This is a genomic window from Candidatus Planktophila sp. (assembly GCF_044348745.1).
In the GTDB taxonomy this organism is placed as follows: Bacteria; Actinomycetota; Actinomycetes; order Nanopelagicales; family Nanopelagicaceae; genus Planktophila.
In genome coordinates this window covers 1-21,861 of the sequence record NZ_JBIKSG010000009.1, presented here as the reverse complement: position 1 = coordinate 21,861, position 21,861 = coordinate 1, and the positions used below count along the sequence as shown (strand labels likewise).

21 protein-coding genes are annotated in these 21,861 nt (G+C 44.5%); 12 read left to right on the top strand and 9 right to left on the bottom strand.

Annotation, left to right across the window (positions count from 1 at the left end):
- Positions 1 to 20: 20 nt before the first annotated feature.
- On the bottom strand, positions 21 to 827 hold the full coding sequence (locus AC9UH7_RS03025; RefSeq protein ID WP_509594879.1) for an endonuclease/exonuclease/phosphatase family protein: 807 nt from the start codon (positions 825 to 827) through the stop codon (positions 21 to 23).
- A gap of 27 nt (positions 828 to 854) precedes the next feature.
- Between AC9UH7_RS03025 and nudC the strand changes: the two genes are divergently transcribed.
- The 4 genes from nudC to AC9UH7_RS03005 all read left to right on the top strand — a co-directional run bounded on the left by nudC (position 855) and on the right by AC9UH7_RS03005 (position 4,296).
- Positions 855 to 1,811, top strand: coding sequence for an NAD(+) diphosphatase (gene nudC / locus AC9UH7_RS03020; RefSeq protein ID WP_509594877.1), 957 nt, complete (start codon positions 855 to 857; stop codon positions 1,809 to 1,811).
- Complete coding sequence (locus tag AC9UH7_RS03015) at positions 1,799 to 3,478, top strand: ATP-dependent helicase (RefSeq protein WP_509594874.1); 1,680 nt, start codon at positions 1,799 to 1,801, stop codon at positions 3,476 to 3,478. Before nudC ends, AC9UH7_RS03015 begins: the two co-directional genes overlap by 13 nt.
- Positions 3,479 to 3,593: 115 nt before the next feature.
- Complete coding sequence (locus AC9UH7_RS03010) at positions 3,594 to 3,752, top strand: hypothetical protein (RefSeq protein WP_509526618.1); 159 nt, start codon at positions 3,594 to 3,596, stop codon at positions 3,750 to 3,752.
- A gap of 145 nt (positions 3,753 to 3,897) precedes the next feature.
- Positions 3,898 to 4,296: a WhiB family transcriptional regulator gene (locus AC9UH7_RS03005; protein ID WP_509594872.1), complete on the top strand. Its 399-nt coding sequence runs from the start codon at positions 3,898 to 3,900 to the stop codon at positions 4,294 to 4,296.
- On the opposite strand, the gene AC9UH7_RS03000 is transcribed toward AC9UH7_RS03005, so the two are convergent.
- From AC9UH7_RS03000 to AC9UH7_RS02985, 4 genes are all read right to left on the bottom strand, one after another.
- Complete coding sequence (locus AC9UH7_RS03000; RefSeq protein WP_509594869.1) at positions 4,293 to 5,105, bottom strand: type II secretion system F family protein; 813 nt, start codon at positions 5,103 to 5,105, stop codon at positions 4,293 to 4,295. The two genes, AC9UH7_RS03005 and AC9UH7_RS03000, sit on opposite strands and share 4 nt — an antisense overlap.
- Positions 5,102 to 5,818 carry a type II secretion system F family protein gene (locus tag AC9UH7_RS02995; RefSeq protein ID WP_509594866.1) on the bottom strand — a complete coding sequence of 239 codons (717 nt, stop codon included), beginning with the start codon at positions 5,816 to 5,818 and terminating at the stop codon, positions 5,102 to 5,104. The genes AC9UH7_RS03000 and AC9UH7_RS02995 overlap by 4 nt, the downstream gene beginning before the upstream one ends.
- Positions 5,815 to 6,855 (bottom strand): TadA family conjugal transfer-associated ATPase, encoded by a 1,041-nt coding sequence (locus AC9UH7_RS02990; protein WP_509594864.1) that lies wholly within the window; start codon positions 6,853 to 6,855, stop codon positions 5,815 to 5,817. The genes AC9UH7_RS02995 and AC9UH7_RS02990 overlap by 4 nt, the downstream gene beginning before the upstream one ends.
- 99 nt (positions 6,856 to 6,954) lie before the next feature.
- Positions 6,955 to 7,389 carry a nucleotidyl cyclase domain-containing protein gene (locus AC9UH7_RS02985; protein ID WP_509594861.1) on the bottom strand — a complete coding sequence of 145 codons (435 nt, stop codon included), beginning with the start codon at positions 7,387 to 7,389 and terminating at the stop codon, positions 6,955 to 6,957.
- A gap of 29 nt (positions 7,390 to 7,418) precedes the next feature.
- Here AC9UH7_RS02985 and AC9UH7_RS02980 point away from each other — a divergent pair, with 29 nt between their 5' ends.
- The gene (locus tag AC9UH7_RS02980) at positions 7,419 to 7,796 is read left to right on the top strand and encodes a hypothetical protein (RefSeq protein ID WP_509594858.1); all 378 of its coding nucleotides are present in this window, start codon (positions 7,419 to 7,421) and stop codon (positions 7,794 to 7,796) included.
- Positions 7,797 to 7,819: 23 nt separating this feature from the next.
- Here the strand turns inward: AC9UH7_RS02980 and AC9UH7_RS02975 are convergent, their stop codons facing one another.
- The gene (locus AC9UH7_RS02975) at positions 7,820 to 8,539 is read right to left on the bottom strand and encodes an SDR family NAD(P)-dependent oxidoreductase (protein ID WP_509594855.1); all 720 of its coding nucleotides are present in this window, start codon (positions 8,537 to 8,539) and stop codon (positions 7,820 to 7,822) included.
- A gap of 144 nt (positions 8,540 to 8,683) precedes the next feature.
- On the opposite strand from AC9UH7_RS02975, the gene AC9UH7_RS02970 reads away from it, so the two are divergent.
- Entirely contained in the window at positions 8,684 to 12,346 is a 3,663-nt protein-coding gene (locus AC9UH7_RS02970; protein ID WP_509594852.1) for a multifunctional oxoglutarate decarboxylase/oxoglutarate dehydrogenase thiamine pyrophosphate-binding subunit/dihydrolipoyllysine-residue succinyltransferase subunit, read from the top strand.
- 26 nt (positions 12,347 to 12,372) lie between these two features.
- Positions 12,373 to 12,690 carry a hypothetical protein gene (locus tag AC9UH7_RS02965; RefSeq protein ID WP_509594849.1) on the top strand — a complete coding sequence of 106 codons (318 nt, stop codon included), beginning with the start codon at positions 12,373 to 12,375 and terminating at the stop codon, positions 12,688 to 12,690.
- Positions 12,691 to 12,797: 107 nt separating this feature from the next.
- Here AC9UH7_RS02965 and AC9UH7_RS02960 read toward each other — a convergent pair whose 3' ends face one another.
- Positions 12,798 to 13,133 carry a hypothetical protein gene (locus AC9UH7_RS02960; RefSeq protein ID WP_509594846.1) on the bottom strand — a complete coding sequence of 112 codons (336 nt, stop codon included), beginning with the start codon at positions 13,131 to 13,133 and terminating at the stop codon, positions 12,798 to 12,800.
- 273 nt (positions 13,134 to 13,406) lie between these two features.
- On the opposite strand from AC9UH7_RS02960, the gene AC9UH7_RS02955 reads away from it, so the two are divergent.
- From AC9UH7_RS02955 to AC9UH7_RS02935, 5 genes are all read left to right on the top strand, one after another.
- Positions 13,407 to 13,835, top strand: coding sequence for a hypothetical protein (locus AC9UH7_RS02955; protein WP_509594843.1), 429 nt, complete (start codon positions 13,407 to 13,409; stop codon positions 13,833 to 13,835).
- Between the two features lie 208 nt (positions 13,836 to 14,043).
- Positions 14,044 to 14,715 (top strand): hypothetical protein, encoded by a 672-nt coding sequence (locus AC9UH7_RS02950; RefSeq protein WP_509594840.1) that lies wholly within the window; start codon positions 14,044 to 14,046, stop codon positions 14,713 to 14,715.
- Between the two features lie 274 nt (positions 14,716 to 14,989).
- Entirely contained in the window at positions 14,990 to 15,904 is a 915-nt protein-coding gene (locus AC9UH7_RS02945) for a S1C family serine protease (RefSeq protein WP_509594837.1), read from the top strand.
- Between the two features lie 901 nt (positions 15,905 to 16,805).
- The gene (locus AC9UH7_RS02940; protein WP_509594834.1) at positions 16,806 to 17,006 is read left to right on the top strand and encodes a hypothetical protein; all 201 of its coding nucleotides are present in this window, start codon (positions 16,806 to 16,808) and stop codon (positions 17,004 to 17,006) included.
- Between the two features lie 88 nt (positions 17,007 to 17,094).
- A complete protein-coding gene (locus AC9UH7_RS02935; RefSeq protein ID WP_509594831.1) occupies positions 17,095 to 19,854 on the top strand; it encodes a class I SAM-dependent DNA methyltransferase in 2,760 nt (919 codons plus the stop codon).
- Positions 19,855 to 20,142: 288 nt separating this feature from the next.
- Here AC9UH7_RS02935 and AC9UH7_RS02930 read toward each other — a convergent pair whose 3' ends face one another.
- Complete coding sequence (locus tag AC9UH7_RS02930; protein WP_509594828.1) at positions 20,143 to 20,682, bottom strand: helix-turn-helix domain-containing protein; 540 nt, start codon at positions 20,680 to 20,682, stop codon at positions 20,143 to 20,145.
- Positions 20,683 to 20,909: 227 nt separating this feature from the next.
- Complete coding sequence (locus tag AC9UH7_RS02925) at positions 20,910 to 21,659, bottom strand: tyrosine-type recombinase/integrase (protein ID WP_509594826.1); 750 nt, start codon at positions 21,657 to 21,659, stop codon at positions 20,910 to 20,912.
- Between the last annotated feature and the right edge of the window lie 202 nt (positions 21,660 to 21,861).

Sequence of the window (21,861 nt, the reverse complement as noted above, 5' to 3'; positions counted from 1 at the left end):
AATCAAACCAGTAGCGAAAATTATTCAGTCGGAATATCTATCTGCAATGGTAAGTGATCACTCATCCCAGCATGTGTGTAGGAAATTTGCTTTACATCGCCAGGTTTAAGGGTTTGCGAGAGCATGTAATCGATTTCGACTTTAGGTCCCCAGCTTGGGAATGTTTTACCAGTGGCTAGAGAGTTCCACTTTAAACCTTCTACTAATTTTCTAAATGGAATATTCATATCTCCCATGAAGAGTATTTTGCTGGAGTCAACTCCGAGTGTGTGTGACCAGCGTTTAATTTGAACTAATTGTCTGTAGTTGAAAAATGGCACAAAAGAAAGATGAGTGTTAATTATCAACCAGCCATTTTCTAAATGGGCAGCAAGCGCGCTTCGTGGATGATCGCGCACATAAAAACGTTTCATTTTTCCATCAACTGGAAACATCATGAATACACCAATAGGGGCACCTTTGAGATCTAAACGATGCCAAGATTTAACCGGTAAGTGCGAAATCATTCCGATTCCATACCCGGCTTCACCTTCTTGACTTTTGTCTGTCACAATTTTTAAGTCATTCGCTTCAGGTTTACGCCATTTTTCATCAGGATTACCAAACAATGATGGTGCAAAAGCCCAATTGGCAGCCCCCATTACCCGTGCAATGTTTCCAACCTGATTGTGGTTTCCAGATCGTTCTAGAAAATAGTCCACTTCTTGGACGCCAATAACATCGCTCTTTAAATTGAGTATTTCTGCCTCTAAAAGGGCCGAGGCATCAACGGTTGGGTCTGGGGGAATGGCCATTCCGTGCAGCAAATTCCAAGAGGTTACGCGCATTGCCCAAGGCTAGTAGCGTTCACCCCTATGAGCGCATTGTCACCAATAAATCGCGAAAGCGAGCTGCGCAGCGATGCTGCCAAATTGGCCCAGCTCTGGAAAACGGCTCAGATTATTCATTTAGTTGATGCTCGCTTGAGCGCTGGTGATGATTCACTGACCTTTATCGATGCTGCTGCTGTGACTGCGGCTCAGGAGGTATTTGAAGAAGGTGATCGCTTTTTCTTAGGCGTTGGTCGAGATGACAACCAGGCTTACTTTGCTTGGCGCACAACCTGGATCAATCCACCTGTAGATGATGGAACCGAAGAGTTTGAGAAACGAAAGTATGAAGGTTTTAAAGCCTTGCGTGAAGTTGGTGGCAATCTAGATGCTGACGAACTAGCACTTGCAATGCACGCAGTTGGATTAGCTAACTGGCATTGGACACATACCTATTGCGCCAGATGTGGTGCCAAGACTGTGAGCGATCTTGGTGGAAGTGTTCGTGTTTGCCCTGAAGATTTAACACAACATCATCCACGCACAGACCCTGCAGTTATTGTTTTGGTAAAAGATAAAGATGATCGCATCCTTTTAGGTCATCAACCAATCTGGCCGGAGAAGCGATTCTCAACTTTTGCAGGATTTGTTGAAACAGGTGAATCTTTTGAAGAGTGTGTATCGCGCGAAGTATTTGAAGAAGCAGGCGTTTATGCGTCAGAGATTAGGTACTTAACCTCACAGCCATGGCCATTTCCTGCATCGATCATGATTGCATTTGAAGCAATTACTCATCGCCCAGAAGAGGCTCGTCCTGATGGCACGGAGATAACTGAAGTACGCTGGTTTTCTCGTGATGAAATGAAAGCAGCTGTTGATGCGCAAGACATTTTGCTGCCTCCAAAAATATCTGTTGCACGTCGCATGATCGAAGCTTGGTATACGCGGGTTGATGGATACACCCGGGATCAGTTGCGCGGTGGTGAATCGTGGAGACCGTAGGTAACTTACGCGCCGAGGAAATTCTTGAGGCACTAGATAACGAACAACGCGCAGTCGCACTTGCTACTCGGGGTCCTGTTTGCGTTATTGCAGGGGCCGGAACTGGAAAGACCCGTTCAATCACACACCGCATCGCATATGCGGCAGCTATTGGCACCATGGATCCACACAAAGTTTTGGCACTTACCTTTACCGCGCGCGCTGCAGGTGAAATGCGCACACGATTGCGCTCACTTGGTGTTCCATCCGTTGCAGCCCGCACTATTCACGCAGCAGCCCTTAAGCAGCTCACCTTCTTTTGGCCACAGGTTTTTGGAGGTCGCACCCCTGATTTACTCACTACAAAGAGCGGATTTCTCACTGAAGCGATCAAGCGTGCACAACTACAAGGTGAGCTCTCGATCTCCTCGCGTGATTTGCTGCGAGATATTGCAACAGAGATTGAATGGGCCAAGGTTTCACAAATCGCACCTTCTGATTACCTAAGTGAATCTCAAAAGCGCACCGTCAAACCACGCATAAATCCTGAGCAATTAGCCAAGGTTTATACGGCTTATGAAAGCGTTAAGCACCAAGAGCGGGCTATTGATTTTGAAGATGTTTTGTTGCTGACAACTGCAATGATTGAAGAAGAACGTGAAGTTCGAGAAAGAGTGCAAGATCAATACCGATTCTTCACAGTTGATGAATACCAGGATATTTCACCGCTACAGCAGCGATTAATCAACGCCTGGCTTGGTTCACGCCAGGAATTATGTGTTGTTGGCGATCCTGCACAAACTATTTACTCATTTGCCGGTGCCACACCAGTATTCCTGAATTCATTCACACAACGCTTTCCAGAAGCAGAAGTTGTGCGTCTTACAACCGGATATCGATCAACCCCGGAAATCATCTTTACCGCTAATAGCATTTTGCGAAAAGGCGCGATGGGCAACGAGTTAGTTGCAATTAATGATCATGGCAGTAAGCCAACAATTACGCCCTATAGCGATGAGTCTGCCGAGATAGCTGGGATAGTTCGGGACATTACGCAGTTAATATCTGAAGGAACGCCTGCTCAAGAAATTGCTGTGCTGGCACGCACTAACAGCCAGTTAAATGGATTAGAAAAAGCAATGAACGCGGCAAACTTGCCGTATCAAGTTCGAAATACCGAACGTTTTTTTGAACGTAAAGAGGTTCGTGATTTCTTAAAGCAGGTTCGCACAGCATCTGTTATTCCTACCGAAGGTGTTGTTTGGTTAGATGAACTTCGAACATTAGCTCAACCCTTTTTAACAGGGGGAGCGATCGATGGCATTGCAGCTCTTCTTCATCTGGCACGTGAGCTCGACAGTGACTCTGGCTTTACACCAAAGAACCTGCGTGCCTATTTGCGAGAAGTCGAAGATCGCGTTCAGCAAAACAATCCACCAACAATGCCTGTTACAACCCTTGCGACTTTGCATGCGGCTAAGGGTCTTGAATGGGAGCGTGTATTTCTAATCGGTGTTAGTGATGGAATTTTGCCATTCGAAAACAACAGCACCACAGGTGATCAAGCATCTATTGATGAAGAACGTCGCTTGTTCTATGTTGGAATTACACGGGCTAAGTCAGATCTTCGCCTGAGCTATAGAGGTAAAGCTTCTCGATTCTTGGCAGAAGCTGGCCTGATCAACTAGCCGATTCACGCTCATTTATGGCCGGAATTAATTACCTTGCCAGTACCTCAAGCCATGGTTTATCCTTATGGCTTCAACTTCATGGCGAAGTTGAAAATGAATGGAAGGAACGAATATGTCTAACGCATCATTCGTATCAGCAAACGCATTGCGTTCTGCTGTAATTCCTTCTGCTCATACAACCAATAAGCCTTCTACTTGGCATGCTACGAAGCCAGCGTTTTACGCAGCTTTTTATGCCGGATACGAGGCCAATGGTGGTTCAATCGAATAATTCGATTTAGAACTAGAAGCCAAGGGCCTCGAATCCAAAAGGATTCGGAGCCCTTTTTGTTTTCCTAAAACAAACTTCACTCCAGAAAACCAACGACAACCACAAGAGACCGAAGCAAGAACTAACAGAAAGAAGAGGTGAGAACATGAGCGTTCTCTTCAGCGAACTACTACTACCAGGCTGGGCAGATGAGAAAATCGGTTTGGATGCCGTAACTGGCACGTATTCAGACGGGTCATCATTTAACTTGCCATGCCACACAGCAGATCCTGAGCTCTACTTTTCTGAGGATGAAATGCAAGTGCAAGAGGCCAAGTCACTCTGTGGCGGATGTCCTGTGCGAGCACAGTGTTTAGAGGGTGCCTTATCTCGGCAGGAACCGGCAGGTGTTTGGGGTGGTGAACTATTTGAAGAAGGTCGCATCATTGCCAAGAAGCGTAAAGCTGGGCGTCCAACTTTGAAAGAAATTGCTGCACGCAATCCAGAAGGTGAACTTATTGAACTCAACGTGGGAAAGAGTGAGCGCGAGGAAAGCGCTGCTTAACTCGCAAACATATTGAGGTTTGTTAATGAGGGCCATAGTGCGAAGAGGATGGAGATCGGCAGGATAAGAAACACCACTGGAATCATCATAGAGATTTCAGCCTTACCGGCCGCTCCCATAACTCGATTACGCTGATTCGCACGGGCTTCAACTGCATGACGAGACAGAACTTCAACTAGCGGTGCACCACGCAAAGTTGCTGTGACTAAAGCATCAATAAAGCGACGAATCATGATTGATTTAACTCGCCTTCCCAAGGCATCTAATGCTTCATTTATGGGCTGACCAGCACGCACGCCAGTAATCACTATTTGAAACTCCTTGGATAGTTGTCCCTCTGCTGAGTCAGCAACTCGCAGGATTGCAGCCATAGGGGTTTCTCCTGCCGCAATGGCCAATGTCAATAATTCAATAACAGCTGGAAACTCAGATTCAATCAATTCTCGGCGCTGCTTAACCGCCTTTGTTAAATCTCGATCAATTAAGAAGTAAACCGTGAAAGAAAATAGTAAGGAGGAGATTAGAGCTATGAAGAGAGCATGAGAAAGAAAGAGTGCTAAAACAAAGATAAGAGCAGCACCTGATGCACAATATCCATATTGTTTGATACGAAAATCGACATACTCCTTTTCTGTGTTGCGTCCGAGCTCCTCTAGTCGTGACCTCAAATATGTTCGGTCTTTAATTTCCTTTGCTTTAACTTTGACAAGACGTTGAAAATCTTTACTTGAATCAATCTGTTCATCAATGACAATCAAAAATGCAGCTGGAAAAACCAATAAAGCCGTGACAAGAAAGATTGCACTCACCGTGACCCTCCAACAAAAACACGTGGAGTCTGAGGTAAACGACCTAGTCTGTTCATCCAAAAATAGGCAATTCCGGTCATCACGAGTCCTGCACCTAAAATCACAGCCCCGGTAGTTGTCGAATATGCAGCAGCTGTACTGGGTTGTGTTGAAAGCATTAGAAGTAAAACCCAGGGCGCGATGGCGGAAAGATGTGCCGAGTTTTTAACCCAACCATGCTTGACTTCTATTTCCCGACGAAGCGCTAAGTCTTGTCGCAAAAAATCCCCCAAAGATCTCAGTATTTGTAACAACTCACTACCACCAAGTGCTTTAGAGATGATCAATGCTTCAAATATTTGGTCGCTTCCGTGATGTGAAAATTTACTCCTTAGTTCTTGAATGGCTTTGCCTACATCACCACTTCCGTACAAAGTGGCCTTAAATTGAGAAAATGCTGGACGCAGTAACTCAGGCCCTCGTGTGGAAAGCCCAGCTAAGGATTCATTGAGAGACAGGCCTGATTGAATGCCCGACATTAAGTGATCAATAACCTCAGGCCACGCAGCCGTCATAGCTGCCTCATCTATATTGTTTTTGGTTCGTATGGCCAGGAAGGAAATCGCTGAGGCTAAAATTCCAAATGCTAAAGCGATAGAGACTGAGCGTGAGATCACTAGAACAGCTGCGGTAGAAACTGAAGCAGAAATTCCAACACGAAAAGATAGCTTCACTTGTGCCACCACTTATCTAATTGCGCCCCTATTGCCACAAACTTTTCTGGATTAGGCAGGGAGCCAACCCCACGTTCATATGCGTTGCCATCCCATCGCCACAGCATTTCAATTTCTGCACGATCATTTTCAAATCGACCCGTTACCGCAGCAACTTCAGATATGCGACGCATGCCCTGTGAATCCAAGGTTGCGTGAACAATCAAATCAATAGCGGAGGCAACAGTAGGAGCAATGAATTTATGTGAAATATTCTCACCAGCCAGTAATGGCAAAGTTTGCAGCTTAACAATTGCATCTCGAGGAGAATTCGCGTGCAGCGTTCCCATCCCAGGCAAGCCAGAATTCAGGGCAATCAACAGATCTAGTGCTTCAGCTTCACGAACCTCTCCTACGATTATTCGAGAGGGACGCATTCGCAGCGATTCCTTGATAAGTCGCCGTAATGGAATTTCACCCTCACCTTGCAAGTTGGCGCTTCGAGTTTGCATCTGTACGACATCTGGAAGCTGAGGAGTTAATTCAAAAACCTCTTCAATTGTTACTACTCTTTCGCTGCGCGGTACGGCCCCAGCTAAAGCATTTAACACCGTTGTTTTGCCTGCTTGGGTGCCACCGCAGACTAAAATGTTAAGTCCAGCTTCCACGCAGTACCTAAGAGCGGTAGCTATTTCCTTGGTCATGACTCCAAGATTGACCAGATCATTTAGGCTTGAATTGCGCATCAGATGCTTACGAATATTGACTGCCCAATGTTGAGCGGTGATTTCTGGGATGACAACATGCAAGCGACTGCCATCGGGTAGTCGGGCATCGACAAAAGGGTGCGAGAGATCTAAGCGTCTACCACTCCACATTAAGGCCCGCTCAACAATGTTTCGCACATCATCTGCCGACAGCAATAAGTTCGTTAACTCACTTCTACCATTTCGTGCGATGAATATTCGTTCTGGTGAATTGATCCAGATTTCTTCAATTGTGGGGTCACTCATAAATGGAGCGATTGCACCAAAGGTAATGTCTAAGTCAAGATCCATAAGAGCAAACCTAGATTGACAGGCCCATTTATCTTCCTGCCAGAAAAAAGGGGTGGATAAAGTAGCTGCCACATTACAGACGGAAAGTTGTAATTCGCTCTATGTGTTTACTAAATCTGCATGATCCAATCGTTCTAGTAGCCGTAAAGAGTTTTCATCCTTATTGCTAAAGACGGTTGCAATTTTGATTTGTAATGTGTCATCGACGGTGAGTGAAGTAGCTTTAAGAAGTCGATTTACAAGCGGCTCAGCGTTGGTGCATCCATCGCGGACAATGATGACAACCTCGTTTATCCCCAGCCTACCTATGCAATCTTCCTGCCGGATTAGTTGGGTAAGTTCATAGGAAAAGTGCAAGATGTCATAGGCGCGTACTTGATCTAAATCGCGGTTATCGAAAACGATCTTTACTAATGCGATTGGCTTACTTGCTCGAGTTGCTAATGAAATTTCACGCCGCAATTGTTCATAAAAATAGGAGGGAGAGGCCAAGTGAGTTTGAGAATCGTGAATACCATCATGAGAAAAGAGCATTGTGACCTTTCCTGAGTTATTCTCCTCGTATGAATCAAGATCCTGCCAAAGCCGCCAAGGCTCGCGCACTAGTGGCATCCCTACTCTTTGTTGAGGCAGGCGTAGTACTGGCTATTGCGGCTTGGTTAATTGTGCTCACCTTCACCGCTGACTCTTTTGAATTTCTGCCATTACTTGGCGTGCTGCTATTTGCATTGCTCGGTGGGGGTGGGCTTCTCTTGTGTGGGCTGTTCTATAAGAGTGGCAAGTACTACGGACGCGCACCTGCCGTTTTAGCTAATTTGATTGCACTTGGCGTTGTCTCTTATCAAATTGAAGCGCACCTCTGGTTCGTTGCTATTCCTTTGGCAGCATTAGCTGGAACAACTTTGATTTCAGTATTGCGCGCTATTCCAACGGATTCATAAGAAATGTGCTTTGTGAGTTTGAGTTACCACTCAACAATCTGATTGTCTTCCCATAAAACACCAGTGGTATCGCCAGGATTAAACTCTCTTGTTGCAAGCCACAGTGCACAGGCTGCACCTTCTTCAGCACTTCGTGGTGCATCAGCTCCTCCCATATCGGTTCGAGAATGATTAGGACAAACAGCATCAACTAAAACTCCACGAGCACCCAATCCAGTTTCATGAGCAAGATTTCTTACAAATGCATTCACACCAGCTTTACTAATTCGGTATGGAGCAAGTCCGCCTGCATTACCAGGTCCTGACATTCGGCCAAGACAAGCTGAATAAATGATGATGCGCCCAGTTCTGGCTTCAACCATGGCAGATGCTAATCCATTAACAAGAGTGAAAACAGAATCAAGATTAATTGCCATAACTCGACGCCATTCAGCATCACTTGTTTTCAAAGTCTTAGACATCTTCTCGCTCATAACACCATGGGCAAGTATCAAGATCTCAGGAACAACGTGTTGTTGCGATATCAATTCGACTGTGTTGCGAACTGCTTGCATATCTTCAAGATCAACAGGATAGGTTGTGAAGTTTTGAGCGGGGTGATTTTGCTGGAGCAATTGCTGCGCCGATGAAAGGCGGTCTGAATCCTTGGCAATCATCACGATGTCATAACCCAGCCCAGCAAGAGAGCTGGCATTTTCAAAACCCAGGCCTCTGCTTGCCCCGGTAACCACTGCTAAAGCCATGGGTAAAGCCTGCCCCAGATGGGGCTAAAACGGAGACTGAAATTAGTGTGGTCAATCTCGCCCTGTGAGCGTCAAATCGTGCTTATGGAGGCCAGTTTCTGCCGATAGGCTTATGTCTGTAATCAATACAGAAGGAGCTTGCCAGTGTCGGCACAGGATTTTGGCGCAAATGATTGGCTCGTAGATGAAATGTACGAGCAGTATCTGGCGAATCCTACTTCCGTAGACCCAGCATGGATTGAGTACTTCAAAAACAACAAGCCAGGAGCTCCTGCAACTTCTGCAGCACCAAGTAAAGGTGTTCCACCAGTTCCTAAAGCGCAACAAAAAGCTGCACAACCTGCACCCGTTGCTGCGCCAACTCCAACACCTGCGCCACAACAACCAGTTCTTCGCGAAACAACACAATCGCAACCAACTCCTGCAGATCCGATTGTTAAGCCAGTTCCAGTTTTAATTACTCCAGCAGCATCATCACTTGAACCAATCCGTGGAGTTTCAGCTCGTGTTGTTCAATCAATGGAAGCATCACTGTCAGTTCCAACTGCAACTTCAGTTCGTGCAATTCCAGCAAAGTTGATGATTGATAATCGCATCGTCATTAACAATCATTTAAAGCGAAGCCGCGGCGGAAAAGTTTCATTTACTCACATCATTGCATTTGCAATGATTAAGGCAGTCAAAGCAATGCCAGAGATGAATGCATTCTTTGGAGAAATTGATGGCAAACCTGCAATTGGAAAACCAGAGCACATCAATTTAGGTGTTGCCATAGATTTAGCTAAGCCAGACGGATCTCGTCAACTACTCGTTCCTTCTATTAAGGGTTGCGAAGAATTAGATTTTGGACAGTTCTGGAATGCATACGAAGCCATCATTAAAAAAGCTCGCGGTGGATCACTGACCGTTGAAGATTTTGCTGGCACCACAATGTCTATTACTAATCCAGGAACAATTGGAACTGTTCACTCAGTTCCACGTTTAGTGCAAGGTCAAGGCTTGATTCTTGGCGTTGGAGCGATGGATTACCCAGCAGAGTTCCAAGGGGCAAGCGAGCAGACCCTGATAGAGATGGCTGTTAGCAAGGTAATTACACTCACAAGCACCTACGATCACCGCATTATTCAGGGCGCACAATCTGGTGATTTCTTGCGTCGTATGCACGAGTACCTGTTAGGTGCTGAAAACTTCTACGATGAAATCTTTAGTGCACTTCGCATCCCATATGAGCCAATTCGTTGGGCTACAGATTTTGCTTTCTCACGTGATGAGGAAATCAGCAAGACAGCCCGTGTTCAGCAGTTAATTCAGTCTTACCGAACATTTGGCCACTTGATGGCAGATGTTGATCCACTTGAATATATTCAACGATCACACCCTGATCTAGATGTTGTTACACATGGTTTAACCCTTTGGGATTTAGATCGCGAATTTGCAACAGGTGGCTTTGGTGGCGAACGCTTTATGACACTTCGCAAAATTCTTGGAATTTTACGTGATGCTTACTGCCGTTCTGTCGGTGTTGAGTTCATGTATATCCAAAATCGCGCAGAGCGTGAGTGGATTCAAAACCGGGTTGAGGTTGGTTATGCCAAACTTCCACGTGATGAGCAATTACGAGTCTTACGTAAGCTCAATAGCGCAGAATCATTTGAATCATTCCTTCACACAAAGTTTGTGGGTCAAAAGCGTTTCTCACTCGAAGGTGGAGAATCTGTAATTCCACTTCTTGATGCTGTTATTTCCTCTGCTGCCGAACATGGACTTGATGAAGTTTGTATCGGTATGCCGCACCGTGGCCGTCTTAATGTTCTTGCAAATGTTGCAGGAAAATCAGCTGGTCAAATCTTTCAAGAGTTCCAAGGTCACTACACAGAAAATCAGGTTCAAGGATCTGGAGATGTGAAGTATCACTTGGGAACATCAGGTGTGTTTACTGCTGATTCAGGTGCAACAACAAATGTTTACCTGGCCGCCAACCCTTCCCACTTAGAAGCGGTAAACCCAGTATTAGAAGGCATTGTTCGCGCAAAGCAAGACCGTATGAATGTAAAGAATGCTTACTCTGTAATGCCAATTCTTATGCACGGAGATGCTTCATTTGCTGGCCAAGGCGTAAATGCTGAAGTTTTGCAGTTAGCAGGTCTTGCTGGATACCGCACTGGCGGAACAATTCACATCGTGATCAATAACCAAGTTGGCTTTACAACTTCACCACATGCTTCACGAACCTCTGTATATGCAACAGATTTTGCAAAGATTACACAGACACCTGTGTTCCACGTGAATGGCGATGATCCAGAAGCATGTGTCCGAGTGGCGCGTTTGGCTTTTGAATACCGCCAAGAATTTAACAAAGACGTCGTCATCGACATGGTTTGCTATCGCCGCCGTGGCCACAACGAAGGTGACGAGCCAAGTTTTACTCAGCCTTTGATGTACAAGATGATTGATGCAAAGCGTTCAACTCGTACTTTGTATACCGAAGCACTTGTTGGTCGCGGTGATTTAACACCAGAAGAGGCAGATGAGATCGCTCGTGATTATCAAGCCCAACTCGAATCTATTTTTGCTGCCGTCAATAACATTGAGCCAGAACATGATGCAAACTTCAAAGTACCTGTCGCGCCAGAACCAGAGGCAATAAGTACCGCAATCTCTGAATCTGTAGCTCGTGAGATTGCTGCAACACAGTTAGCAGTTCCTGAAGGATTTAGCGTTCATCCAAAGTTAACTCCACAGCTTGCAAAGCGAGTTGAGTCTCTCAATGACGGATCAATCGACTGGTCTACTGGTGAAATGTTGGCCTTTGGTTCACTTCTTAAGGAAGGTCACCCAATTCGTCTTGCAGGACAAGATGCTCGCCGTGGAACCTTCTCAAACCGCCACGCAGTAATCATTGATAAAGAAAATGGCAATGAGTGGACACCACTTCGCAGTCTTATTAGTGATGAAAATCAATTCTTTGCAATCGATTCTTCATTGAGTGAATACGCTGCGATGGGCTTTGAATACGGATATAGCCTGGAGCGCGAAGAGGCTTTGGTTCTGTGGGAAGGCCAGTTTGGAGATTTCGCCAACGGTGCTCAAACAATTATTGATGAATTCGTTTCATCTGCCCTTCAAAAGTGGGGAGAGCGATCTTCTGTTGTTCTACTTCTTCCACATGGTTATGAAGGACAAGGACCGGATCACTCTTCTGCACGTATTGAGCGCTACCTGCAACTATGCGCCGAGCAGAACATGACTGTTGCTCAACCTGCAAGTCCAGCAAATTATTTCCACTTGCTACGTTGGCACGCAAAGAATCCTGCGCGCAGACCACTTGTTGTCTTCACGCCAAAGTCAATGCTTCGCCTAAAGGCAGCAGCTTCAAAACTAAGTGACTTCACTTCAGGCTTCTTCCAAGAGGTTATTGGTGATGACTCAGTTCAAAACGCCTCTCGCGTTATTTTCTGTTCAGGAAAGATTTATCACGATCTAGTAGCAGAGCGTGCAAAACTGGGTGAGACCGGAACAGCGATTGTTCGAGTTGAACTGTTGTATCCACTGCCTGTTGATGAAATGGTTGCTGAAGCAAACAAGCATCCAAATGCAAACTTGCTGTGGGTTCAAGATGAACCTGCTAACCAAGGCCCATGGTCACACATTGCACTTCGCACATCAGAGGCTCATGGCGGCCATGGATTTGGTAATCGCACTTTGCGCCGCGTTTCTCGTCGTGCAACAGCATCCCCAGCAACTGGTAGCCATCACTTGCATGAGGATGAGCAAAAAGCATTATTGCTCGAAGCTTTTACACGCTAAAAAGTTGTTTAGGGAGGTAATTCCCAATGTCTCAGATTTCAATCATCGGAGATGAAGGCGAGCCTGTTCTATACGCTTCATTAACCTCAGAGGGCAATCTCTTTTTTCAGTTTGAGTATCTTGGTAGAAACGAAAACGAAGGCGATTACGAGTTCAACTACACAGTTGAGCCAGATGATTTTCCAACAATTGCCAATAAATTTGGATTAAACCCAGAAGACCCAATCTTGACAGTGGTGCAGCAAATAACGGATATGGGTAAAGGAGAAGAGCTCTCGCGAGCACTCTCAAAGGAAGAAATCAAAAGAAAACTTTGGTCCTGGCTCAGCACTCCTTGGAACTAATAGCCTTATCGCTATGTGTCGACAAGGAGATTCAGAAAAGAGAGTTGAACGATTACTAGATATGTAGTCTTATAAGGTTTAAAGGGCTATGACTATACGAAACAGGTTCAAAATTTCCAATCATCTCTTGGCTCACGTTCGTCATACATTGACAGACCACCTAATACCATTTTCTCGGTAATCACATCTTTACCCTCAATGTTTAGTTCGGTACCCGCAGGAATGGAAACGCATCGACCTCTCTTCGCATTTTCTTTATAAGCCAAATCAGAGTCAGTCAAATACACATTCTTAGAACAGCTGGTGCAGAATCGCTCTGACTCACCACCATCTACTTTGAGAAGTTCATCCCACTTCATTGAACATTCAAAAGCCAAAACGGATTCAATTTCTCGGGGACGGCGAGAAATACCACGCTTTATAGCTGCAATGATCTTTTGCATATTTCAAGAATAAGACCTAATCCTTTCAAGAGTCAATGAAATAGATGGTCAAAAGATTCGCTAATGTCGTAAGCGGTAATTCGTAGGGCATCACGAGATCAGTGACTAAGAGTGTGTTAGGTATTTTTCGCTTACACTTAAACCTACCTAACAGCCCTTACTGAGCTTGTTTACACACGCTCAGTAAGTCACCGTGCTCTACCAAATGTCCTTCTCTCTCAGTTTAACTGGTCAACGCTTTTCAAACAAGCCTCCAGATGAAATGATATTGCTATGAAGCCAAATCTATTTTCAGGTGTAAGTAAGTTTATCGCTGGTGTTATTGTGGCCGCTCTCCTTACAAGTTGCGGACTGCCTACTTCTGAAACAAGTTCTAATTCTGTTGCCCCTGTCGAAGCTACTGAAAATGCAGATGAATCATCTAACGTAAGTGGGGAAAAATCGGATTTTGCTGCTTGTTCTTCCGTAAAAATTGCTTTTGACGACTTATTTGCAATGTCGGAAAGTGGCCAATATTCGCCTGATGAATTAAATAAACAGCGGATTGTTGCATATGAAAGTGGATTGCTTAGTGTCCAATCTGAACGCCTTTATTATCTTATGGATTTCTTGCGCAGCTGGAATATGAATCCTGTGGGATTATCTATGAACGAGTACTTTGAGATGCAATCAATCTGTGAATCACTTGGGGTTAGTTTCTAATCAAACCAGAATATTGCCCTGCCTAACCTACTGATTAAGAGTGAGACCCCATCTGTGTCTGTGCGTACCTTTATTATCCCTGATTCCTGAATACAAGCGTGAGATGCTCCTCTGAGTGTCCAGTAATTTCACAAGATCCCTTGGGCATGTTAGGCATTTGTTAGGAAAGTTGGCTCGAAATTTAAGCCTCTCCCTGCATAATTGTGTAATGAGATCGAAGAGCTTTCTATCGGGGATTTTTGCATTTGCTCTTTTGTTCACGATTTCGGGCTGTGCTTCCGATCCTTATGAAAACGCAGGAAGTTGCGAAACGCTGGGAGAGTCTCGCGAAAGCGAAGGAGTAGTTCAAGTCTGTATCGGCATAGACGATAACTTGAAATGGTACATAAGCGGCAAGTATTTTGACGATTTTCAACTACTGGGAGAAATCGTTAATCGAGGCGTTTTAGGTGTTTTGGACATTACTGAAGCTGAAATGCGCGAACAGGGTCTATGGGAGTACTTCTTGCAATTTAAATTAGAAGTAACTAGTGAAGACATCGCAAACTATGCAGAAGGGGATACTCGCTGGGATGGAATCATCGAGGCAATCGCTGACTATGATGCAGAGACCCAAATCCAAAATGAGTTAATTGAGGAACGCAATACCACTTTCAACGAGTGGCAAAGAGGGAATCTGTCTCAACAAAAGGCTTTTGAAGCTCAGCAGAAGCAAATGGAACACATGAATGGTCCTTACAATGAGGCTGGTAAAAACTTAGACAGAAAAATTGCTGTCCTATCAGCGGACATAGTAAACAAGTATGGAATTGTGGATAAGAATGACGCCTTTTGGTTTGCTTTAAGAATTGTTAAAAGTCAAGACACTTATAATGATTAAAGCAAATTGGCCAACCATTACCTTCACAGAATTCACGCTTTGTTCTGATCTCGGGCTTACTGTCGTAAGTGGGTGGTGAGGGACTCGAACCCCCGACCCGGTGATTAAGAGTGTGTTTGGTATTCCGAGCTCACGCTCAGACCTACCTAACAGCCCTTACTGAACTCGCTTTAACTCGCTCAGTAAGTCACCGTGCTCTACCAACTGTCCTTCAGTAGAAAGTTTAATCGGTCAACGCTGTTCAAACAAGCCTTTAGGTGAAATGATTTTCCCTATGAAGCTGAGCAAATTTTCAGGGACAAGCAAGTTTCTCGCTGGTCTGCTCGTAGGTGCAGTTTTGTTTAGCGGCTCAGCCATCGCAGTTAATAAATATGTTTCAGATAACACTCCGGAAAATGGATACTTGTTGTGCGCAAATAACAAAACAAAGGTAGTAACTTTTCCAAACAAATTTAGCTGTCCTTCAGGAACAACTGCTCTCGATTTAGGAGCAATGACTTTTAGTGAAGGCCCCCAGGGCCCCCAGGGCCCCCAGGGACCTCAAGGTCCTGCAGGAGCTGTCGGTCCTAAAGGAGCTGACGGCACAAATACAAAAGCCTTGATTGATGCTTTGGGCAAAATTGTTGACCCTGCGGTTTATCTCATAACTTGTGGAAGTTTTGTAGGTTCTGGTTTTGGAATTGACATAACTCTTAATGCTGACGCAAAAGCAAAAGGCTACGTTGGCGTTGTAGCTACGAACTATCACGTAGTTAAAAATTGTCTTGGAAGTAGTGTTTCGGTTACACAAAACGGAAGAAATTTGGGTGGAAACGCATATAACTGGGACATAAAGAATGACATTGCTCTTGTTTATACAATTGGAGCGGTTAAGACATTAAGTCCCTCACCCACAAAACCTGCTCGAGGAGAAACCGTAGTTGCGTTCGGCGCACCATATGGGTTGGAAGGTTCCGTATCTGTGGGAATTGTTTCGAATCTTGATGCAGACTCAGTGGTAACTGATGCGGCAATCGATACCGGAAACAGTGGTGGACCATTAGTTAATACCTCTGGACAATTCATTGGTATGAATACTTGGGGTTGGGAGGCTTCACAAGGTTCTTCGCACGCATTGACGCCGGGAAATTTCTGTCGCCAAGTGTTGGTTTGTCCAGTAGGTTCAAATTACTTAGCTTGGAGTCGCTAGTTCCTACCACTGATAAGCCATCAGTCGCAGACAACGGCGGTTGCTACCTTTAAGTACCAGTTATCCTCTACTTCCCACGCAAAATTACCTTAATTAATAACTTGAATACCGACGGCACGCGTGTACCCTTTTGGGATGCCTCGCTACCAATGCCCACGCTGTGGTGGTACGGATTCTTTTGGTCAATGGGAGCAAAGGTTTAAGAATACAAATGTTTCTTATTATGATAACCGACGACATCCGATAGGAAGTTCGGATAACGGGTTTGGCGTCTCGAATGTGAGACAGCAATATTGCGCGAACTGCGTTTCAGTAAAAATGGATTTCATATTAACTGTCGATGATATTGATTTTATCAGAAACTTGTTGAGGGGAATTGGAAATTTAATTTCCGCATTGATTGAACTTATAGTCCGAGTAATCTCTCGGACTGCACCCTATTTTCTACTCTCTATATTGTTTGGAGTTTTGTACCTAACAATAGAAAGTGTTAATCGCCCACTCCCAAAATTGTATTTAGTCGCTAATCTATTTGTGAGTTTGACCCTATTTCTATTTGTTGAAATTTATAGAAAGCTGAGAATTAGAAAAGAAGACAATAAATTTCTGAAAGATAGATTTTATAAACTTCAATTGCCAATCAGGCGCAAACGCTTTTATTTTATTTCCTTACTTATGCTAACCGTAGCTAATACAACCTACCTTTACATTTATCAAAATATCCTAAGATGATGATTAAGTAAGCGCCTTAAGGGGCTTTTGATTATTGGGTACTAGAGCTACTGACTAACTATTACTGAGTTTGGCTCTCCGAGTTCCGACTTTTAGGGCGACTCTTCTTTAAACCTGATGACTGAGTATCAGTGGGCGATTTGTCAGGGGTAGGACCTAGATTTCAGTCATGAAGCAATGTCCAGAGTGCGGCTCACAGGCAGGCCTGAGGGAAATCATTTATGGCCTTCCTGATAAACCATTTGATGATGAGCTGTACGAGACAGGTGGTTGTTGCATTTCCGAGAAAGACCCCACGCGCATTTGTCGTGATTGTGGCTGGGAAGGCGAGTTCGTGAACAATCTTGAGCGTTTGACCCCAGGTTATTAAATTCGAGCATGCCTCATATCTATATAGTCCCGTCAAAATTTTCTGTTATTTCCATCTGCTCATCTGCATGGAGAGTTAAGGTAGGCGAGTGAAAGAAACCCTAAGAATTCCTGACCTTTCTCAAAATGCTGCCGCGGGATTTGCTGAGAGATGGAAGGGGGTCACTGAAGAAAAACAATATTCAGACAGTTTTTGGAGTGATTTCTTTCGCAACTTGTGTGGCGTTGAGGATGAAATAGTTGCTGGGATTGAACGTCAGAAGCGAGTAAAGAGTTCCATTAGCGGCAACCAAGAATATATTGATGTTTACTGGAAAAACGTTGCTCTCATTGAACACAAATCTGCAGGATTAAATCTTGATAAGGCAGAGTTGCAGGCTCGAGGCTATTGGCTCAGTCTTCCTCCTGGTTACCGGCCAAAGACAATCATCATTTCCGATTTCAAGACTTTTAGATTAATTGATGTCGCTCTGAACCGAACGCATGAGTTTCCATTATCTAAACTTCCAGAAAATATTCATCGCTTCGAAGCAATCATTTCGGGTAACCGAACACGAATTTCCCAAGAGGAAATAACAGTCGACCAAGAGGCGGCCAGATTAATGGCTAACTTGTATTTAGAGCTAGAGTCTCACGGCTTTGAAGGTCATGAAACTAGTGTCTTCTTGATTCGCTTACTTTTCCTATTATTTGGTGATGACACTGGAATGTGGGAAAAAAACTTATTTCTAAGGCTTGTCATGGGGACGAGGGAAGATGGCTCTGATGTCGGCTCTAAGTTCGACACTCTTTTTGAGGTACTGAACACTTCCGAAGAAATGCGTTCACAAGGACTCAGTAACGAATTCAGAGCTTTCCCATTTGTCAATGGAGGGATTTTTGCGGAAAAAATTTCCCTAATTGACTTCAACAAAAAGATGCGCGTTGCCCTTGTGGAAGTTGCGAACTATGACTGGACGACCATCAATCCAACGATTTTCGGCTCACTCTTCCAACTTATCAAGAACAAGGAAGCCCGTCGCGAACTAGGAGAGCACTACACATCCGAGGAAAACATCAATAAAATTGTGTATCCGCTTTTCATGAATGAGTTGCAAGAAAGGTTGGCAAGAGCCTGGGATAACAAGAAAGAGCTTAAGAAGCTCCGTCAAGATTTAGCTAAAATCAAAATATTCGACCCTGCTTGCGGATGTGGAAATTTTTTAGTTGTCTCTTATCGTCACTTAAGACAATTAGAGCTGGAACTTATCGCTCGACTAAATCACTTAGAGGGTAGTGAAGACTCAATGCAACTTGACGGTTCAATGGGCTTATCTGTCTCATTAAATCAGTTCTATGGAATTGAAATCGAAGAGTGGCCAGCGCAAGTAGCGCGCATGGCTTTATTTCTTACTGACCATCAGGAAAACATAAGGTTAGAACGCGTAACGGGTGCAACTCCAAATAGATTTCCCATAAAGAATCATGCAAAAGTCTTGAATGCAAATGCGCTTCAGTCTGATTGGAATGAATTACTAGCAATCGATGAGCACACCTACATACTTGGGAATCCACCATTCATAGGTATGTCTTTAATGTCTGAAGAACAACAGAGCGATAGGAATTCAAGCTTTCTCGAGTTTAATGAAGAAAGTTCCAGAACAGGTCGACTCGATTTTGTGACTTCTTGGTATGCAAAGTCAATTGCTGCAGTAAAGGGGAAGGGAACTAAATGTGCCTTTGTTTCAACAAATTCTATTACTCAAGGAGAACAAGCGCGAACGCTTGGACCATTCTTTGTGAATACTGGATTTGAAATAGATTTTGCCTATCCAACTTTTTCGTGGACTTCAGATTCAGCTAACGCCGCTGCCGTTCATGTTGTAATTATCGGATTTAGTGAGTTAGCAGAAAAAAAGAGCAAAACCATCTTCTTCGTGAATGATGATGATGGGCAAGTTATTAGCAAACAGGCAGAGCACATTAATTTTTACCTGGTAGATGGACCTGAAATTGAGTTGGTTAAGCGGAAATCGCCGATTGTCGCAGGGCTTCCTGACTGCACCAAAGGAAGCCAACCAACTGACGGTGGAAATCTTTTCTTTAAAGGAGAAGAACTCGAAGTGGCGAAGAAGGATTTGGTTGCTAGCAGGTATCTGAAGAGATTTATTGGAGCGACAGAACTTTTGTATAATGAAGAGAGATTTTGCCTTTGGTTAGTGGATGCAAAGCCTCAGGATTTACGGTCCAGTTCCATAATAAAGAAACGACTTGAAGCAGTTGCGGCCGTGAGGTCAAAAAGTCCAACAACTTCCGTTAAGGAGCAGGCAAGTACTCCGGGGCTGTTTACTCAGATTAGACAACCTTCTGGCAGATACTTCGCATTACCTAAAGTTAGCAGCGAAAAACGAGAATATATCCCGGGTGCATTTTTTGAAGAAGACGAAATTGCCGGAGATGGTGTTTTGACTTTCCCAAATGCACCACTTTGGCTTTTTGGCTTCCTGCAGAGCAAGGCATTTACTGAGTGGGTGGCAACATTTTCAGGCCGACTTGAATCTAGATTTCAGATACTACCTGCGATTGTTTACTTCACATTTCCCTTTATCATTCCGAACGATGTTCAAAAACAAGAGTTAGAGCTGCTTAGCGAGGGCGTCCTCCAGGCTAGAGCTGAAAATATTGGCGCAACTCTTGCTGACCTGTATGACCCAATTGCAATGCCTATTAACCTTCGAAAAGCGCACAATGCCTTGGATAGGTTTATCGATTCTTTGTACAGCAAGACAGGCAGAAATAATTCTGCCGAGCGGTTGAATTTATTGATTGCCAAATACAACGAGATTCTTGCAAACGAACGACTAACTTAGGACCTGACTGAAAGTACTGTGAGCCGTAAGGTCCAATTGCTCATTTCAACCTTCATTGGATTGTTAGGGCCTGGGCAGATAGTCATTCACCGCTTAAGTGTTATAGAGGAAAACCGTTAAATTCCGTCACGGTTGGCCGTCTTCGGCGGCCCAGTTCCTTCAATAACTTAGGTTAGATAAAAGGCCCGTAGGGCCTTGCAAGTTATGTTACTTGGAAATCAGTCCTGGGGTGCCCCTGAGGCACACCGGTTCACCACAGGTACTGTAAGTAAGTACCATTACAAATCATTAACTGGCCTTCTTCTCTTCAGATTCAATTTCTCCTTCTACCTTCAAATTTGGCTTTTTTCTAGTGCTTAGCAATGTGACTTCGTCACCACATCCGTAATGGTGATACGAATACTTTCCTAGTCCAATTTCTCCTAATTTAACGGCTGCTCCACAGCCACATCGCCCTATGACTGGCGCAAATGCCAAGGCATGGCGATTCATCCTGTCGTTATTCCAACAGGCATCTTGAAGGTAATAGATGTTTCTAAGCTTCTTATCGCCAATAGGCATCTGGAACTTCTTAATGAATCCAAACTCTTCAAGTGTCCGAATTCCTGCGATAACTGAAGTTCTACCACGACCAGCCTCACGCATTATGAGAGAGATTGAGGGGAAAGATTTGTTTCCTGACTTTCCCAAGTGGCTCACCAGGCACACCAAAACATCTTTGGCTACATGCTCACGCGCAGCCACCAGAACCTTATAGGCGGGAATTGGCAGCGGCGAATACAGCCCTCCGGGACCAATAGTTAGGACTTCTGTTACATCGTCTTGCATTCATTCTCCTTGGTTTTTAGCAGGTCAGTTAACCCTATGGAAGTTTTAACTAACTGGTAGCGGCTAGTCATCCATGAAGAAAAGAATAAACCGACTAATTGAATAGCGTAAGTAGGCAAGAATTCCTAACCCGTTAGAGCAATTATCCCAGAAAGTCCCTACTAATGGAAGTAATTCTTTTCTGTTATCGATTTTTATGGTTTAGAAAGGAACATTCAAAAGTAATGTCAAGTTTTAATTCGTAGCGCTAACGAAACTCCTGCCGCATCTATCTCATCATCAAGAACAGATGTATAAACCTTCAGTGTCATCAACGGGTCAGAGTGACCAAGAAGCTTTTGTGCAGTTGTCACATGAACACCTTCTGTCTTAAGTAAATAGGCATAGGTTCTACGAAAGCTATGAACGGTAACACCTTGTTTATTGGCGCACTTTTGAAGTGGCTTGTAGGTAAGAGGTAGTTGCGAAAAGTGCCCAAGATAGGGAACCTTTCGAACGCTACTCTTAGATTTGCAGGCACCATTGACAGTCTTTGAGACCCAGACAAATCCATCTCTGATGTCAGATTCTCTGAGGGCAGCTGCTTCACTCCAACGAAGTCCGTGGAGAGCTAAGAAGCGAATCTGCTCGTTGTAGCGACCCCAGTCGACTGCGTTAACTTCATCCCAGGTCAGAAACTTCTTGTCAGCGATTTGAATCTTGGGAGTCTTAAGACCGTCCGCCGGATTTACAACACAAACTCCATAAAGCTTTGCTTCACGATAAATAGTCTTGACCAGCATCAAGCAATGCCGAGATGTCTGAGGTGGGAGAGACAAGAGCTTTTGTTGTAACACCATTGGAGGTACGGCATCAATCTCATAAGCCCCAATAGAGGGTGCTAGATGACGTTTGTAGAGACGCTTGTAATCGTGGAGAGTTTTAGGACGGACATTAAGAACTGCCCAAAAAGATTCAACCCATTCATTTACTAACATTTGAAACCTTCCCATAAGGAAGGACCTACCGATTCCTACTCACCAGGTCATCGACCTGAAATGAAGTATTCCTCGGGCACACTCACGCTTGTAAGTGGGTGGTGAGGGACTCGAACCCCCGACCCGGTGATTAAGAGTCAGCGCGCTCTGCTCTTCTTGTATCGAAACAGCACAACACCAATAACCTCATTAGCCGGAATCC